Source organism: Exiguobacterium sp. RM11 (assembly GCF_059821525.1).
On record NZ_CM187558.1, the window covers coordinates 2226674 to 2242134 of the forward strand.

At 47.4% G+C, this 15461-nt stretch carries 16 protein-coding genes and 1 pseudogene; 5 read left to right on the forward strand and 12 right to left on the reverse strand.

Features of this window, described 5'->3' with window-relative positions; all coding sequences use genetic code 11:
* Window positions 1-95: 95 nt before the first annotated feature.
* The 6 genes from AC5LIL_RS11620 to AC5LIL_RS11645 form a co-directional block, all read right to left on the reverse strand.
* On the reverse strand, window positions 96-647 hold the full coding sequence (locus tag AC5LIL_RS11620; protein WP_499824184.1) for a GNAT family N-acetyltransferase: 552 nt from the start codon (window positions 645-647) through the stop codon (window positions 96-98).
* The gene (locus AC5LIL_RS11625) at window positions 644-1279 is read right to left on the reverse strand and encodes a response regulator (protein WP_015880838.1); all 636 of its coding nucleotides are present in this window, start codon (window positions 1277-1279) and stop codon (window positions 644-646) included. Before AC5LIL_RS11625 ends, AC5LIL_RS11620 begins: the two co-directional genes overlap by 4 nt.
* Window positions 1280-1281: 2 nt before the next feature.
* Window positions 1282-2304: a sensor histidine kinase gene (locus tag AC5LIL_RS11630; RefSeq protein ID WP_499824185.1), complete on the reverse strand. Its 1023-nt coding sequence runs from the start codon at window positions 2302-2304 to the stop codon at window positions 1282-1284.
* On the reverse strand, window positions 2301-2990 hold the full coding sequence (gene liaF, locus AC5LIL_RS11635; RefSeq protein ID WP_015880836.1) for a cell wall-active antibiotics response protein LiaF: 690 nt from the start codon (window positions 2988-2990) through the stop codon (window positions 2301-2303). Before liaF ends, AC5LIL_RS11630 begins: the two co-directional genes overlap by 4 nt.
* Window positions 2991-3068: 78 nt before the next feature.
* Window positions 3069-3713, reverse strand: coding sequence for a PspA/IM30 family protein (locus tag AC5LIL_RS11640; protein WP_499824186.1), 645 nt, complete (start codon window positions 3711-3713; stop codon window positions 3069-3071).
* Window positions 3714-3735: 22 nt separating this feature from the next.
* Entirely contained in the window at window positions 3736-4125 is a 390-nt protein-coding gene (locus tag AC5LIL_RS11645; RefSeq protein WP_339963415.1) for a lmo0954 family membrane protein, read from the reverse strand.
* Window positions 4126-4369: 244 nt separating this feature from the next.
* On the opposite strand from AC5LIL_RS11645, the gene rsgA reads away from it, so the two are divergent.
* Window positions 4370-5335 carry a ribosome small subunit-dependent GTPase A gene (rsgA, locus tag AC5LIL_RS11650; RefSeq protein WP_499824187.1) on the forward strand — a complete coding sequence of 322 codons (966 nt, stop codon included), beginning with the start codon at window positions 4370-4372 and terminating at the stop codon, window positions 5333-5335.
* A 145-nt stretch (window positions 5336-5480) separates the two neighbouring features.
* Window positions 5481-6713, forward strand: a pseudogene (locus AC5LIL_RS11655) (Nramp family divalent metal transporter); the annotation flags it as partial.
* A 67-nt stretch (window positions 6714-6780) separates the two neighbouring features.
* Here AC5LIL_RS11655 and pflA read toward each other — a convergent pair.
* Window positions 6781-7497, reverse strand: a complete 717-nt coding sequence (gene pflA / locus AC5LIL_RS11660; RefSeq protein WP_499824188.1) for a pyruvate formate-lyase-activating protein — start codon at window positions 7495-7497, stop codon at window positions 6781-6783.
* 56 nt (window positions 7498-7553) lie between these two features.
* Window positions 7554-9800, reverse strand: a complete 2247-nt coding sequence (gene pflB / locus AC5LIL_RS11665) for a formate C-acetyltransferase (protein WP_339963412.1) — start codon at window positions 9798-9800, stop codon at window positions 7554-7556.
* 361 nt (window positions 9801-10161) lie between these two features.
* Between pflB and AC5LIL_RS11670 the strand changes: the two genes are divergently transcribed.
* From AC5LIL_RS11670 to AC5LIL_RS11680, 3 genes are read left to right on the forward strand one after another with little or no spacing between them, the layout of a single operon-like run.
* Complete coding sequence (locus tag AC5LIL_RS11670) at window positions 10162-10584, forward strand: hypothetical protein (RefSeq protein ID WP_214785699.1); 423 nt, start codon at window positions 10162-10164, stop codon at window positions 10582-10584.
* 53 nt (window positions 10585-10637) lie between these two features.
* On the forward strand, window positions 10638-11804 hold the full coding sequence (locus AC5LIL_RS11675; protein ID WP_214696412.1) for a DEAD/DEAH box helicase: 1167 nt from the start codon (window positions 10638-10640) through the stop codon (window positions 11802-11804).
* A complete protein-coding gene (locus tag AC5LIL_RS11680) occupies window positions 11801-12445 on the forward strand; it encodes a hypothetical protein (RefSeq protein ID WP_015880828.1) in 645 nt (214 codons plus the stop codon). Before AC5LIL_RS11675 ends, AC5LIL_RS11680 begins: the two co-directional genes overlap by 4 nt.
* 22 nt (window positions 12446-12467) lie before the next feature.
* Here the strand turns inward: AC5LIL_RS11680 and AC5LIL_RS11685 are convergent, their stop codons facing one another.
* Genes AC5LIL_RS11685 through AC5LIL_RS11700 form a run of 4 tightly spaced genes read right to left on the reverse strand, consistent with a single transcriptional unit; the run spans window position 12468 to window position 15443 of the window.
* A complete protein-coding gene (locus AC5LIL_RS11685; RefSeq protein WP_499824189.1) occupies window positions 12468-13580 on the reverse strand; it encodes a hypothetical protein in 1113 nt (370 codons plus the stop codon).
* A 9-nt stretch (window positions 13581-13589) separates the two neighbouring features.
* Entirely contained in the window at window positions 13590-14396 is an 807-nt protein-coding gene (locus AC5LIL_RS11690) for a hypothetical protein (protein WP_214785702.1), read from the reverse strand.
* Window positions 14393-15073, reverse strand: a complete 681-nt coding sequence (locus AC5LIL_RS11695) for an ATP-binding cassette domain-containing protein (RefSeq protein WP_214785703.1) — start codon at window positions 15071-15073, stop codon at window positions 14393-14395. The genes AC5LIL_RS11690 and AC5LIL_RS11695 overlap by 4 nt, the downstream gene beginning before the upstream one ends.
* Window positions 15051-15443, reverse strand: coding sequence for a GntR family transcriptional regulator (locus tag AC5LIL_RS11700; protein WP_214822164.1), 393 nt, complete (start codon window positions 15441-15443; stop codon window positions 15051-15053). Before AC5LIL_RS11700 ends, AC5LIL_RS11695 begins: the two co-directional genes overlap by 23 nt.
* Window positions 15444-15461 lie beyond the last annotated feature (18 nt).

The window sequence follows — 15461 nt, forward strand, 5'->3', positions numbered from 1 at the left end:
ATCGTCCTCCTTTGAGCGAATAACTCACCTTTACTCGGTTCCCATTTTGTTTGTCTCACAAACGAAAAAGCACACCACGCGTAATGCGGGTGTGCTCAAATCGACGGATGAGTCAGTTCGGTTGTCATATAGCTATAGACATAGACGTCATGGGCTTGTCCCCGCTGACGCATGTAATTATGTAGTCGACCTTCTTGAACGAACCCATTCTTCTCAAGCATGCGTTGCGATGCGAGATTGTCGATAAAGACAATGGCACCGACACGTTCAATCTCACATGTCTCGGCAAACTGTAGGGCCGCATGGAGGGCTTCGGTCGCATAACCTGAACGCCAATATTCTGGTCTGAGTTCATAACCGATTTCGGCGCGACGGTGTGACGGCGCCCGATTGTGAAAACCGATTGTTCCAATTAACGTTTTTGATTCTCGATGTTCAATCGCAAAACGGATGATGGTCCCCGTTTCAATTTGAGCGAGCATGTGGGTAAGCATCTGCTCCGTCTCTTCAAGCGTTTGATGCGGCTCCATCCCATAATGCTGGAGCACGCGTTCATTTGAAAAAATGGCGAATACGTGTGGAATATCCTCCATTTGAAGGGGGCGCAGTCGAAGACGTTCCGTATCAATCACCGGGAGCCGATTCATCCTTTACTCACCAGATTATGTTGAAACGCATACACGACAGCTTGTGTTCGGTCATAGACATCAAGTTTCGTCAAGATGTTCGAGACGTGCGTCTTCACCGTCTTCAGTGAAATAAACAATTCGTCCGCAATGACTTGATTCGACTTCCCTTCTGCCATGAGTTGCAAAATTTCTCGTTCACGTGCAGTCAAGCTCTCATGGAGGGTCATCTCCGGGTGACGTAGACGTTCGAGCATCTTTCCTGTCACTTGGGCAGCCATAACGGGATTGCCGGCAGCCGTCTGACGAATCGCGTCGGCAATTTCATTGGCGTTTGCCGTCTTGAGGACATAGCTCATCGCGCCGGCTTCAATCACCGGATATACTTTCTCGTCATCCAAGAAACTCGTCACGACTAGAATCTTTGCCTCTTTCCAGCTTGCTTTGATTCGTTTTGTCGATTCAACCCCATCCACAGGTTCCATGACTAAGTCCATGAGGACGACGTCCGGTTTTTCCGCAATCGCAAGCTCCGCTCCCGTCGCGCCGTCCGATGCCTCACCGACGACTTCAATGTCCGGTTGTGTCGATAAAAAGGCAGACACGCCCGCTCGGACCATTTCATGATCATCAATTAATACAACTCGAATCATCATTACCCCTCCACTTGTTGTTTCACACGTACTTCGATTTGTGTTCCGACATTCGGCACACTGACCAATCGTAACGTCCCACCGACTTCCGCCGTGCGCTCTCTTATCGATTGTAATCCATATGAGGCGACTTGTGTATCGTCCACGTTAAATCCGATTCCGTCATCGTTGATCTTTAAAATAACCGTCTGTTGCACGGTTCGCATCTCAATTTCTAGGCGAGTCGCCTTCGCATGCCGCAACGTGTTACTGATTGCCTCTTGGACGATGCGGAACAGTTCATTTTCGGTATGCCGTGATAGCTTCACTTCTTCTAGACGCCAGACGAGTTCAGTCGACTGTTTACGCGACAGTTCTTCTAATAGGCGTTCGATCCCGGTTTTTAACGTCATGCCCTCTAATTCCACCGGTCGTAGTTGTAGGAGTAACGAGCGCATCTCTGCCTGTGCCGTTTGAGCCATGAGCTCCACTTGCTCCATTTGTTTACTCGCTAATTCCGGTTTCGTTTGCATCGTTTGTTTGACCGCAGTCGTCATCATCGAGATGGCGTAAAGCTGTTGACTCACGGAGTCGTGCAGTTCGCGAGCGACGCGACGTCTTTCTTCGACGACCGCTTCACTACGCGCCTCTTCGACACTGACCGGGCGTTCGCCAACTCGTTTCGCCATTTCAATCATCTCTTGACGTTGTTTTGAGACGCGAACGATTCGTTCGAGCGTGTCTCGGTAAGGAGACAACGGTCGGAACGTGATCTCTTTTTGGTTCTCTAGTTTCCAAAGGGCGTTCGCGACTTCTCGAAAGTCTCGACGTAAGTAAAAGTATGATGCGACTCCAAAGATACTGCCAATCAAAACGGCAATTACCAAAATGGACACAACGAAAGGCAACCCTTCTTCACGCGAAAATAAGTCGCTAAGTGAAGTCGAGTCACCTATGAGAAACGCTACTGTAATCAAGAAAGCCGTCAAGAGGCTACTGAACAATTGATGCCAGACGACCGTTCGTGGATAAGAATCCTTTTTCATACCGTCATCACCTCAACACTTCCGCTCATGAGCACGATATGAATACGAACTTTCCGCGTAGCCTGGACATAATCATCAGACGCCGTATAGAAGCGACGGTTAAAAACCGGTGAATAGTTCGAATCATCGACTTGGACTTTTCCAAATCCAATCGACGCATCGATTGAATAATCGTAACCCGCTGGAATGAGGATTCGGATGTCTCCCGCAAGTCCGTTTAGGAGTAAAAATGTCTCTCCTTCAGGAATGATGGCTTGTGATAAATCCATCTCAACATCACGTAGCAAAAAGAACTCATTCGTATCGCGTAACACATAGTGTCCCGATTCTTTCATACCGAACGAGAAGGCTTGTTCCTGACGAAGCGGTGTCCGAATTTTTGATTCGACCGGTCGATTCTTATAGAGTCGGTACCCGAAAAGCAACAACAGACCCGAGAGCACAAACCCAAACGCGGCTGACGAGAAGATCAAGCCAATCAAGAGAATGCCTCCGATGGCGTAAAAGATATAGCTGGCCGACTGCTTACCTCGACGACTGAAGCGTCTTCCAATATAAAGAAGAAGCAATGGGAGGATCATGCTGAATAAGACGCTATTCCCACCCGTCACGATGTCGATAAAGAGTCCAACTGAAAATAAGATAATCATGAATCCAATGATTTGACGTGTGTTCCAACGTTCCATGTCCATTCCCCCTTTCTGTTCATATGTATGAAGCAAAGAAAGCGATGACCTTGTTCAGGTCATCGCCGAACCGTCACCTCACTCTTGTTTAAAGCGACGCTCCAGTTCTTTTAGTTTTGCTTCAAAATCATCTTCATCTGCTTGCGTATCTTTCTTCTCTTCAGCAGGTTGTTCTTTCTTCTCTTCCTCAGTAAACGGATGAGACTCCGACGTGTTTTGACCGAAGATTTGGTCGAGTGCCCCTTTTAGAAGATCTAAGTTTTCACGCATCGCAAATTCATATCGTTTGTTTTGCATTTCATCGAGCTTGAGTTTCATCTCGAGTGCACGACGCTCCAGCGCATCCAATTCACGCTCTCCCTCATCGATCAACCCTTCGAAGTAACGATACTGTTCTCCGTAGTGTTTTGACTCAAGAGCTGCACGTTCTGCCAACTTCTCTTCACCAGCTTGTTTCGCCAGTTCTGTCTGTTCATATCGTTTATCTGCCATCTTTTTGGCATCATCACGCTTTTCAGCAAGCTCTGCAAGTAGTGTGCGTTGACGTTCGACGAGACGCTCAACCGATAGCGCTTCCTTCTCCGCTCCACGGATATGACGGTTCAATTCCGCTTCTCCACTCGAACGTGGCATCTCTTTATCTTGATACTTCTTCACTTCTTTTGAAATCTCTTTCGTCAATTCATTCGCTAGTTCACGAAACTGATCAAACGGTGTCTTCATGGTGAATCCTCCTTATGAAATCTTAACGACGATTAACAAATTTTTGCCACACTTGATCGAACTGTTGGAAGCTGCTACGGCTAGCACGCGTTCCGTCGGCATTTAAAATTTCGACTTCCGGGTCGCGCTTCTCACCTGTATACATCATATACCCTTTAAACAACAACCACGCGACAATGATTCCGACGAGTGCCCAAATGTTTGAGAGCATCGTCCCAATCCCGATGACGGCAAGGATTCCGAAACCAACTTTAGCACCGATGTGTGTCACAGCCTGAAAACGGACTCCAGCCCAAAGCGTCAAGAGCGCTCCTAATCCGAATAAGATCATATTCGGTAAAGCACCGATCAACACGAGCACTAGAGCGATCGCGGCTACGATGAACAACACCTTTTTCACTTGGTGATTCATCTGTCATCCCTCCTTGTTAAGTACACTCTTATCATAATACGTTATTTTGTATAGGTCGACGAGCGGAAGGCTTGTTTCGCCTCGGTCTTTAGACTGAGATGTTACCGTTTCCAATAACTGTGGTACACTGATGCTATCGAACAATGAAAGGATGATGTTTTATGAGCAACATGATGCATGTACGTCACCAAATGTCAGCGAATCGGAGGGCTGTCGTCCTCCATCATTAAAAGGAGGATTCTTTTTGAATCAACAAACTGAAACGGGACGTGTCACGGCACAGTTCCAACATCTTTACACGGTATCAATCGGAGAGAACGCCTATATGTGCGGGGTTTCCGGAAAATTTCGACATGAGGCGACGAGCGAACGGGATTACCCGGTCATAGGCGATTATGTCACGATTCAAGTTCGCGAGCATGGTCAAGGTACGATTCATCATCTCCTTGAGCGTCGGACCGTTCTATCACGAGCGGCCGCCGGCAACGAGACGCGTGAACAACTGATCTGCGCGAACGTCGACTACGTCTTGATCACGATGGCATGCGGACACGACTTCAACATCCGCCGCCTTGAGCGCTATACTCTAGCTGCGTGGGACACCGGGGCAATCCCCATCATCGTTCTGACGAAGACCGACCAAGTCGAATCGGTCGACACACTGCTCGAAGACATTGAGTTAAATGCACCTGGGATTCAAGTATTTCCTGTCAGTGCCGTTACGGGAGAAGGGGTTACTGAACTTCGTCAGGCGTTACCGAGTGAAACTACGATTGCCTTCGTCGGTTCGTCTGGAGTCGGAAAATCTACACTGACGAACGCCCTAGCTCACGAGACACTTGCCGCCACGCAAGCTGTCCGGACGCAGGACGAGCGCGGGAAACATACGACGACACACCGCGAACTGTTCCGAATCGATGATTTATACGTCATCGACACACCAGGGATGCGCGAGTTCGGACTATGGGAAGGAAGCGAGCATCTCGATGAGACGTTCCGTGATATCGAAGCGCTTGCCGAGACATGCCGCTTCCGCGACTGCTCTCATCATAAAGAACCGGGTTGCGCCGTCCAAGAGGCGCTAACGAACGGTACGTTAGATGCGAAACGCTATGCAAGCTACGTCAAACTCGGGCGTGAGCTTCTCTACATGGAGAAGAAGCAAGCAGAGCAAGCACGGGTATTAGAAAAGAAAAAACGGCGGATATAAGTTCGTTGGACTGTGAGCGAAGCTGCTCGCAGTCCTTTTTTATTGTAATTTGACAGGTTCTCTAGGCAGGCGTAAACTTGCCATATACTTAAAAAGTTTACCTAAGTAAACAAATTAACCATTAGGCAAGAAAGAAGGATCTGTCATGTTGAATGAAGTCGAATTAATTCGAATACATCGCTCGATGACTCAAAAATTAAAAACACTTCTCCCTTTTCTAGGTCCAGCTTTTGTCGCTTCGGTCGCATACATCGACCCTGGAAACTATGCAACTAATATTGCAGCAGGCTCTCAATTTGGTTATTTACTCTTATGGGTCATTTTAATCGCAAACTTGATGGCCGGATTAATCCAAACGCTGTCTGCTAAAATCGGAATCGCGACTGGGAAAAACTTACCTGAAATTTGTCGTGACCGCTTCTCTAAGAAGACCGCAGTCTTTTTATGGATTCAAGCCGAATTAATGATTATGGCCACTGATTTGGCAGAATTTGTTGGTGCGGCACTCGGGATCTACCTTGTGTTTGATATAACGCTCATTCAAGCAGCACTACTTGCCGCGGCCGGTTCTTTTGCCATCTTAGAAGTACAAAGACGTGGCTATCGACCACTTGAAACGCTTGTGACTGGGATGCTACTCGTCGTTGCTCTTGCGTTTGCCATTCAAACGTTTAGCTCTCAGCCCGAAGTGAAACCCCTTTTGTCAGGTCTCCTCATACCTCGTTTTGACGGGACAGAGAGTATTTTATTAGCTGCCGGAATATTAGGTGCAACTGTCATGCCGCACGCTATTTATTTGCACTCTGCTTTGACACAACGGCGAATCAAGGGAAAAGATGCGGTAGCACGAAAACGCATCATGAAATTTGAACGAATTGATGTGACAATCGCAATGGTCCTCGCTGGTGCAATCAATGCCAGTATGTTGATTATCGCAGCTGCCGTCTTTTATAAGAATGGGATGTTCGTAAACGATTTAGAAATCGCTCACCAGCAGTTTGACTCTTTTTTAGGATCACCAATTGCCATGTTATTTGGCATCGGCTTAATGGTTGCCGGATTATCAAGTGCATCTGTCGGAACATTGGCCGGGGATGTCGTCATGCAAGGGTACATTCAAAAGCATATTCCGATTTATATACGTCGTGCGATTACGATGGCTCCTCCACTCTTACTCATTCTTTCCGGTGTCAACTTGTCAAACGCTCTCGTTTGGAGTCAAGTCGTTCTCTCTTTCGGTATATCATTCGCCCTCATCCCTCTGCTTCTCTTTACGAGTAATAAAGAGTTAATGGGCGGGCTTGTGAATCATCGCTTTACGACATGGATTGGATGGGGCATCACAGCGATTGTCATCTCATTAAATTTATTTTTGATTGTCCAAACCTTTATCTAATTTCTAAATATAAAAAATAAGCGCAGGCCGAGCGGCCTGCGCTTATCTTTTATACAGTTCCCTGCAAGATTCCTTCCGCCCATTCGACTTCATCAGACGTCGGGGGTTTTGTTCCTTTGAGGGGATAATCGAGTCCGAGAGCCTCCCATTTATAGACGCCCATCTCATGGTAAGGCAGAATCTCGACTTTCTCGACATGGTCTAACTTTTGAATGAACGCGGCGGTACGACGAAGCACCCCTTCTTCAAGCGTCCATCCAGGTACGAGGACGTGGCGAATCCACATTTTCGTTCCGCGCTCGGAAAGGTGTTCGGCAAGCGCGAGCGTGTTGGCATTGCTACGTCCCGTCAATTTTTTACACATGTCGTCGTCGATATGCTTGATATCGAGTAAGACGAGATCGGTGTGATCTAAAATCGCATCCAAGTTAGGAGGACGGAGTGCACCGGACGTATCGAGTGTCGTATGGAGCCCATGCTTTTTCGCTTCACGCAGCAGTGCCTCTAAAAATTCAGGTTGCGCGAGTGGGTCACCACCTGAGATTGTGATGCCGCCGTTCGATGCCTCCATGAACGGTCGGTAACTGAGCGCCTCTTGAATGACGTCTTCAGCCGAGCGGTGGTTATTCTTTTTGAAATCCCATGTGTCCGCGTTATGGCAATAGAGACAACGTAACGCACAACCTTGTAAAAAGACGATGAAGCGAATCCCTGGGCCGTCAACTGTTCCGAATGATTCGACCGAATGTACATATCCCATTGTCATCGAAATGACCTCCTAACGAATGAGCGGCCCTCCGTGGAAGGCCGCTAAGCCTTTACTTACAACGAACCGTGGAACGTACGGTTGATGACATCAATCTGTTGCTCACGTGTCAACTTGATGAAGTTGACCGCATATCCAGATACGCGGATCGTGAGTTGTGGATACTCTTCCGGATGTTCCATTGCGTCGAGAAGCGTCTCGCGGTTGAAGACGTTGACGTTCAAGTGATGTCCTTTGTGCTCTCCACTCATATACCCATCGAGAAGTGCCGCCAAGTTGAGTTCACGTGCGATTTCTTCTTTTCCGAGTGCTTTCGGTACGATTGAGAACGTATACGAGATCCCGTCTTGTGCGTGTTCAAATGGAAGTTTCGCAACAGATGAGAGCGATGCAGCCGCACCTTTCGTATCCCGTCCATGCATCGGGTTGGCACCTGGAGCGAATGGTTCACCAGCACGGCGACCGTCTGGCGTATTCCCTGTTTTCTTACCGTAGACGACGTTCGATGTGATGGTGAGGACCGATTGCGTATGAAGCGCGTCACGGTATGTTTTATGTTTCCGTACTTTTTCCATGAACGATTCGACGAGTTCCACGGCAATCGCGTCGACACGGTCGTCATTGTTACCGAATTTCGGGAAGTCGCCTTCCGTTTTGAAGTCGACGATGATTCCTTCTTCGTTACGAACGGGTTTGACGCTTGCATATTTGATTGCTGAAAGACTATCTGCCGTTACAGAGAGACCCGCAATCCCACAAGCCATCGTCCGTAAGATTTCTGGATCGTGAAGCGCCATTTCGATGCGTTCGTACGCATATTTATCATGCATGAAGTGAATGACGTTGAGCGTATTCACGTATAGTTCTGCCAACCAGTCGAGTGTACGGTCAAAGTCGGCATATACTTTTTCGTACGTGAGCACATCTTCTGCATTCATCTCCCAAGCAGGAGCGATTTGAGCACCGCTCTTCTCGTCACGTCCGCCATTCATGCTATAAAGAAGGGCTTTCGCCATGTTGGCACGCGCACCGAAGAATTGCATCTGTTTTCCGATCTTCATCGGTGACACACAACATGCGATGCCATAGTCGTCACCGAATTGCGGCATCATCAAGTCATCGTTCTCATATTGAATCGCTGACGTTTCAATCGACATTTTCGCACAGTATTGTTTGAAGCCTTCTGGTAGCTTCGTCGACCAGAGAACGGTCAAGTTCGGCTCTGGAGCAGGACCGAGGTTTGTGAGTGAATGTAAGAATCGGAACGAGCTCTTCGTGACGTTCGAGCGACCATCTTCACTCATCCCACCGATTGACTCCGTTACCCAAGTCGGGTCACCTGAGAACAATTCGTTATAGTCTGGTGTCCGTAAGAATTTGACGATCCGAAGCTTCATGATGAAGTGATCGACGATTTCCTGAACGTCCGACTCTGTTAAACGACCAGCTTCAAGGTCACGTTCAGCGTACACATCAAGGAATGTCGAGACGCGTCCGAGTGACATCGCGGCACCGTTTTGTTCTTTAATCGCAGCAAGGTATGCCAAGTACACCCATTGATACGCTTCTTGCGTGTTTTCAGCAGGGCGGCCGAGGTCAAATCCATAAGCGGCTCCGAGTTGCTTGAGTTCTTGAAGCGCACGAAGTTGTTCCGATAGTTCTTCCCGGTCACGGATGTCTGATTCAGATAAGAATCCACCCCGTTTCGCCAAGTCTTTTTTGCGTTCTGCCATCAAGAAATCAATTCCGTAGAGCGCGACGCGGCGATAGTCACCGATGATGCGTCCACGACCGTACGCATCCGGAAGACCTGTGATAATCCCTGATTTACGAGCGGCCCGCATTTCAGGCGTGTAGGCATCGAACACACCTTGGTTATGTGTTTTACGGATCTCTGAATAAATTTTTGTGATTTCTTCATCTGGTTCGAAACCATATGATTCGAGTGCGGCATCCACCATGCGAATCCCGCCATTTGGGTGAATCGAACGTTTGAACGGCTCATCCGTCTGAACGCCAACGACTTTCTCTAACTCTTTGTTTAAGTAACCTGGTCCATGCGACACGATTGTCGATGGTGTGTGTTGATCGACGTCCCAAACGCCTCCGCGTTCACGCTCTTCTTTTGTCAGTTCCATCACACGATTCCAAAGAACGTTTGTCGCTTCTGTCGGACCTGCTAAGAACGTATCGTTCCCTGTGTATTCATGACGATTCAAACGGATAAACTCACTGACATTGACTTCATTCGTCCACTGACCAGGGATAAAACCTGACCATGCGGATTTGATTTCGGTTGCCATGTTGATTCACTCCTCATTCTCGAAAGTAACTGCGTGTTATCTATACTGTGAGTGTACGTGAAAACGTGAACAATATGTTTTACATTCTTGTGAAACTTGTAACAATCTTATGAACGTGATGAAATAGCCGTTTTTGAAAGCGTTTTACAAACTGTTATATTCGATTAATTATATAGTTTGAAACAGCTAAATCCCATTTCATTAGGGTCGAACTATGATCTGTACTAATTTGATTGTTCTGTGACGAACTATACAGTTTTTGGGGTGATAAATCTCACATCACTCGGTTAGAACTTGAATTTTTGTGTCGTATCAGACACAATGAAGGCAGAACATTGTATAAGAGGAAGGGGTTCTACTCATGACGTACGAACCATTAACACCAAGCCACGCCTTTCAAGTCGGCGATCGCATCTCATTGAAGGTCGAAGAAGCCGGTGAAAAGCGTGATGGATTTATCACAGAATTTGAAGATGGAGGGTTTTGGATTCGCTTTGACGATGACATCGAGAACGAAGATTTTATCGATTATCGCGACCAATTACTCGCCGGACTTTTGTCGCGTCCAATCCATGTCATCACGACACATCCGGAACTGAAACCGTTCGAGAAAATGACGTCCGAGTTACAGTATCGCGTTTATCAAGGATTCACGATTGAGAAAGTGGAATTGACAGCAGAAGGCGCGGATGCCCACATCCAACTCATCGAAGACGGTCAAACGTATACACAGACGTTACGTTCTTCAATGGAAGATGGTCAGGAACATGTTCGCTATATTTGACGAGGGAGCGCTTTCGCTTCCTTTGTTTTTGCCTAAAGATAAGGAGACCTATTATGAATTTTACAAAACCTTTTATTAACGAGACGTGGGAACGGATGGGCTTTAACGAGCCGATGCCGGTCCAAAAAGAGGCGTTTCCCCTACTATTAGATGGAAAAGACGTGACAATCGAGGCACCAACCGGAACGGGTAAAACGCTCGCATACCTGCTCCCAGCGATTGAAAAAATTGATCCCTCGAACGATCGAATCCAAGTCGTCGTCGTCGCTCCAACTCGTGAACTTGTCATGCAGATCCAACAGGTCGCACAACGCTTCACCGAAAAAGGCGATGTTCGCATCGGCTCGTTCATTGGCGGTGTCGAATTGAAACGTCAAATCGATCGAATCAAGAAAAAGCCGCATTTAATCGTCGGGACACCGGGACGTCTCGTCGAATTGATTGACAAGAAAAAGCTGAAGCTCCATGAGACACATACCGTCATTCTCGATGAAGCCGACCAAATCATCGACAGCGGTTTGACAGAGGCGGCTGAGCGCATCATCAAGCATACCGCGCATGAGCGTCAACTTGCACTCGTCTCGGCAACACTCACCGATTCACTCAAAGAATGGTCGGCACCGTTCATGAACGAGCCGGCACATATCAAAATCGAACGTGCTGTCAGCGATCAAGTGACGTACGGTTACTTGTTGACGACGCGTCGCTACAAACCCGAACTGTTACGCCGTCTTTCGCACGTCGATGGCGTAAAGGCACTCGCGTTCATCAATAACCGCTCGTTCTTGCCACCACTTCGTGGGGAGCTTGAAAAGTTGAAAGTGGACTACCGCATGCTCGACAGCTTGAAAGGAAAGCGCGAACGCGTCGAGACGCTTCGTGAATTCCGTAAAGGCGAATACCCGCTCCTCATCACGACGGGTCTCGCGGCACGCGGGCTCGATATCGAAGATGTGACGCACGTCGTCCATTTCGATTTACCAGAATCCATCGATGACTTTATCCACCGCTCAGGCCGTACGGCTCGTGGTAACGCAGGCGGGACCGTCCTTTCTCTCGTGACGACGGACGATTTACCACACTTGAAATCATTCGCGCGTCAACTCGGTGTCGAATTGAAAGAACTCGAGATTTACCGTGGCGATGTAATCGAGAAACGGATTGAGGAGAAGCCTCCTGTCGTCAAACGTCCTGCGAACAAGCGAGGACCGCGCCGATGAAAAAAGACCGGAAAGTAATTCCCTTCCCTTTGCTCGTCGAAGAGTCCGAATTGCTTGCCGAACTGAAAAAGTTATATGAGCAAGCAGCTCTTGCGCGAAGCACACAATGGACAAACTATATTCAAGAGATCGCGTCGGAAGGGACATGGCATTTGAAAGATGCCGAGCTCTTCCGTGACCTCTTCATTGATTGGGCCGTCTTCTTTGAAACGGACGAAGACGGCATGACGCCTCATGGTCGCTATTTGGCTGACCACAAGGGCGACATGTCACCTGCTCTTTATCACGCACTCCGTGGACTAGCCGTCCCGCGCTGCAGCATCTTTGAAGTGACGGAAGACGGTCAGTTGAAAGACTGGGAGTCAAAAGAGACGTACGCTGTTCAGTTACCCGAAGAACGCGAGACCGGCGACCTCGTCCTCGGAAAGTTACTCGACATCCGAGGCAGCTGGCGCTTCGGTTCGGCGTTCCTCGCCTTACCTGCGAAAATGTCTGGAAACGTGGCCGACCTATATATCGACTTTACGGATGAAGTCGGTCCCGGTGCCTTTTTGGAGCAGTTTCCGGAGTTCTGCGCGGAACTGATCGACTTGTTGCTTGATTTAGAAGAAGGCGTCATCATACCGAAACCATCAAAATAAGCAAAGGGCCGCGGCCCTTTGCTTATTTTTGTCTGACGTACACGTCAATCTGTTTGAGTATGTCACGAGCTTCTTCATTTTCAGGCGTGATTGCCGCACTTGAGATTTGTTCCCCATCCTCGTATACATCGATGACGACACCATCTTTCGCTTGACGCGTTTGGTACAGACGACCGTTTGAATAGAAGGAGTGATCAACCGAGTCGAGAACGCTTCGGGTCATGTTCTTCCCTGTGTTCAAGTCGATGACGACTTCCTCGCCATCTTCATTTATCGCTAACAGGTTTTGGCCCGACGTTGTATAATCCCAAAAGCCTTGGTCTTCAGCCAATTGAACGACTTTCTCCGTTTTCGTGTCATAAGCGAATTGACCTGGCAATCTGTCTTCAACATTGAACTTATCTTCTCCTTCTTCGATAACATCGTAGAAGCTAACACCGACAGGGATATAACGTGTTTCTGTCATATGAGAGGATACATCGGTAGCGTAAAAACGATTCGTATTGATGACATGGGTGATAAATCCTTTGTCCATGTTCAATTCTTTGACGCTTACGTCATTCATCGCTTCATTAAACGTGGCAATCATTGTTTTTACGTCTTCGTCACCATCATATTCATCCCGATAGATTAAGTTTAACTGGCCATCATTTAGGAATATGCCTGACCATACCCCGTTCACGATGTCGTATATTTTTGAATCACTTGCATCGAACGCGAATCTCGATATTTCTTTTCCTTTTAATTGTTGAAAAACGATGAGCTCTTTCATCCCATCCTGCCCGACTCCGATATATCCGTCTTGTGTTTGAATCGACTGCGCATACGTCCATCCATTCATGAGTCTATGGATGGAACGTACATCTCCATTCAAACGTTCACGATATTGTTGTCCCTCAGCTATATAGTTCAAGTTTGATGTGATGCGACTTTCATCAGCCGTCACTTCAAACCGTTGATCAACAGCATCATCAGAACTATAAGTCATCTCAACAATTTGATTTTCCCAAACAGCTGGATTCGAACTGATGTCTAACGACCATTCTGCTTTCGGTTCTGTCGCATCAACAGCAAACGTCCCAAGCCCAATCACGATGACCGCACCGAGCGCAGCCACGTTCCACATTCGTTTCATCTTCTCACCTCACACATTCAATTTCGTCTGTAAAAATCTTCGACCTAGCCAAATCGTCACACTTGCCCAAACGACCAATACCATACCGACGTACACGATCGTCTCATCATAAATCAGTCGATTCGACAGGAACGCGTAGCCTAAAATGGGAATAGTTAAGATGACAACTAGAATCGATAAACTAAGTACAGGCGACCACATCGTCCGTTGCCAGAAACTGCGTTCAATCAATACAAATGTAAAAATAAATAACACAACGATGATGATCAACAATTGATGGATGACGAAATTTACGAGTGAAGAAGGATACATGACCGTAAACATCCCATGATAGGAAATCGCTTGCTCGAAGGAACCTCTCATTGGAATCATCTTTTCATCGAACCAACTCGTGAACGCTATGTACTGTAACTTGAGAGCAATCCATTCGATGGCAAACAGTCCCAACGTCATCATCAAAATCGTAGCGAGTTTAGCGAAGAACAAGGTCATTCGTTTTTGTGGCATCGTCAGGAGTCGCAACATGAACGTCCCTCGTCCTTGAAAATCGCGATACCAGATCCAGGCGCTGTATAATAACATCGCCGCGACCGCAATTCCGAGTGACAAGAGATATGGCGTACTGCCGAGATAATCCAAGAACGTATATTGATAGTCCGCGTTCCCTTCACGTCGTAACCGTTCAAATAGATTTGTCTCATCCCATAAAAAGTAACCGAGATACCCAAACTGGACGACGAGGAGGCCAGTAACTAACATCAAGAACGGTTTTGTGACACGCTCGATTTCCCAACTCAAAAGTTTCAATAGATTCATGCCCCGTACTCCTCTCTCATCACATCGACGATGGACTTCCCGTGAATGAAACGGACATCTTCGACATCAAACTCACGGACGATTCTTCCGTTATTCAACATGACGGCCTTGTCGATCAAGTACTCGATATCTTCAATCTCGTGTGTCGTAATGAGCACGCCACGATTCTCCATGACCTCGCTCGAAAATAGTTCGACAATCTGTTCTTTTGAGAAGACATCGATTCCTGAGAACGGTTCATCAAGCAATAAATAATCCGGGTCTTGCGCAATCCCGAGTGCGAGGTTCGCTTTCGCGAGCGTCCCTTTCGATAACTCGCTCAACTTATCTTCCGGAAACAACTTGAAATCATCGACGAGACGGGTAAATAATACCGAATCAAATGTCGGATAAAAATCTTTCATGAACGCCTCACATTGTTCGATTGTAAAGTGAATCGGGAACATCGCATGGTCGGCGACGAAGGCGACACGATTCAAATCAATCGGTTTCCCATCGATCAATACCGAACCTTTGTCGAAAGGTGTCAATCCCATGATGCCTTTCAACAACGTCGACTTCCCCGTACCGTTCAAGCCGATGAGACACGTGATTTCACCTTTATTCGCTGTGAACGATACGTCTTCAATGACTTGTTTCCGCCGATAACGTTTTTTAACTCCCAACACTTCGATCATCGTACATCCCCTCCTTGTACTGTCGTTTGATTTTTTCAACAAGTTCGTCTACCGAGACATCAAGTTCTTGAATCGATTCTACAAATACGGCGACCGCGTCATCTACGATTTCAGAGCGGATTTGTGCCAATACCGTACCATCTGTCGTCACGCGACTCGGTCGATTTCGTTCGGTCGTAATCAATTGTTGGTCCTCCATTTCCTTGAACGCTTTTTGAACCGTGTTCGGATTAATTTTTAAATCATTCGCAAGCTCACGCCGAGATGGCATCTCATCCCCGGCTTTCAGTTCACCGAGCGCCATCTTCTTTTTGAAGTAATCGACGACTTGTAGGTAAACCGGTGCCCTCGTATTGAATTGCATGTTCATCACCTTTCTAAGTGTATG

Bases quoted from the DNA above. Each gene is read 5' to 3' on its own strand.
- AC5LIL_RS11695 (WP_214785703.1), bottom strand. From the start codon at position 15,073: ATGATCGAAGTGTTGGGAGTTAAAAAACGTTATCGGCGGAAACAAGTC.
- AC5LIL_RS11670 (WP_214785699.1), top strand. From the start codon at position 10,162: ATGACGTACGAACCATTAACACCAAGCCACGCCTTTCAAGTCGGCGAT.
- AC5LIL_RS11630 (WP_499824185.1), bottom strand. From the start codon at position 2,304: ATGAAAAAGGATTCTTATCCACGAACGGTCGTCTGGCATCAATTGTTC.
- AC5LIL_RS11680 (WP_015880828.1), top strand. From the start codon at position 11,801: ATGAAAAAAGACCGGAAAGTAATTCCCTTCCCTTTGCTCGTCGAAGAG.
- AC5LIL_RS11645 (WP_339963415.1), bottom strand. From the start codon at position 4,125: ATGAATCACCAAGTGAAAAAGGTGTTGTTCATCGTAGCCGCGATCGCT.
- pflA (WP_499824188.1), bottom strand. From the start codon at position 7,497: ATGACAATGGGATATGTACATTCGGTCGAATCATTCGGAACAGTTGAC.
- pflB (WP_339963412.1), bottom strand. From the start codon at position 9,800: ATGGCAACCGAAATCAAATCCGCATGGTCAGGTTTTATCCCTGGTCAG.
- AC5LIL_RS11700 (WP_214822164.1), bottom strand. From the start codon at position 15,443: ATGAACATGCAATTCAATACGAGGGCACCGGTTTACCTACAAGTCGTC.
- AC5LIL_RS11640 (WP_499824186.1), bottom strand. From the start codon at position 3,713: ATGAAGACACCGTTTGATCAGTTTCGTGAACTAGCGAATGAATTGACG.
- AC5LIL_RS11685 (WP_499824189.1), bottom strand. From the start codon at position 13,580: ATGAAACGAATGTGGAACGTGGCTGCGCTCGGTGCGGTCATCGTGATT.
- liaF (WP_015880836.1), bottom strand. From the start codon at position 2,990: ATGGAACGTTGGAACACACGTCAAATCATTGGATTCATGATTATCTTA.
- AC5LIL_RS11675 (WP_214696412.1), top strand. From the start codon at position 10,638: ATGAATTTTACAAAACCTTTTATTAACGAGACGTGGGAACGGATGGGC.
- AC5LIL_RS11620 (WP_499824184.1), bottom strand. From the start codon at position 647: ATGAATCGGCTCCCGGTGATTGATACGGAACGTCTTCGACTGCGCCCC.
- AC5LIL_RS11690 (WP_214785702.1), bottom strand. From the start codon at position 14,396: ATGAATCTATTGAAACTTTTGAGTTGGGAAATCGAGCGTGTCACAAAA.
- AC5LIL_RS11625 (WP_015880838.1), bottom strand. From the start codon at position 1,279: ATGATTCGAGTTGTATTAATTGATGATCATGAAATGGTCCGAGCGGGC.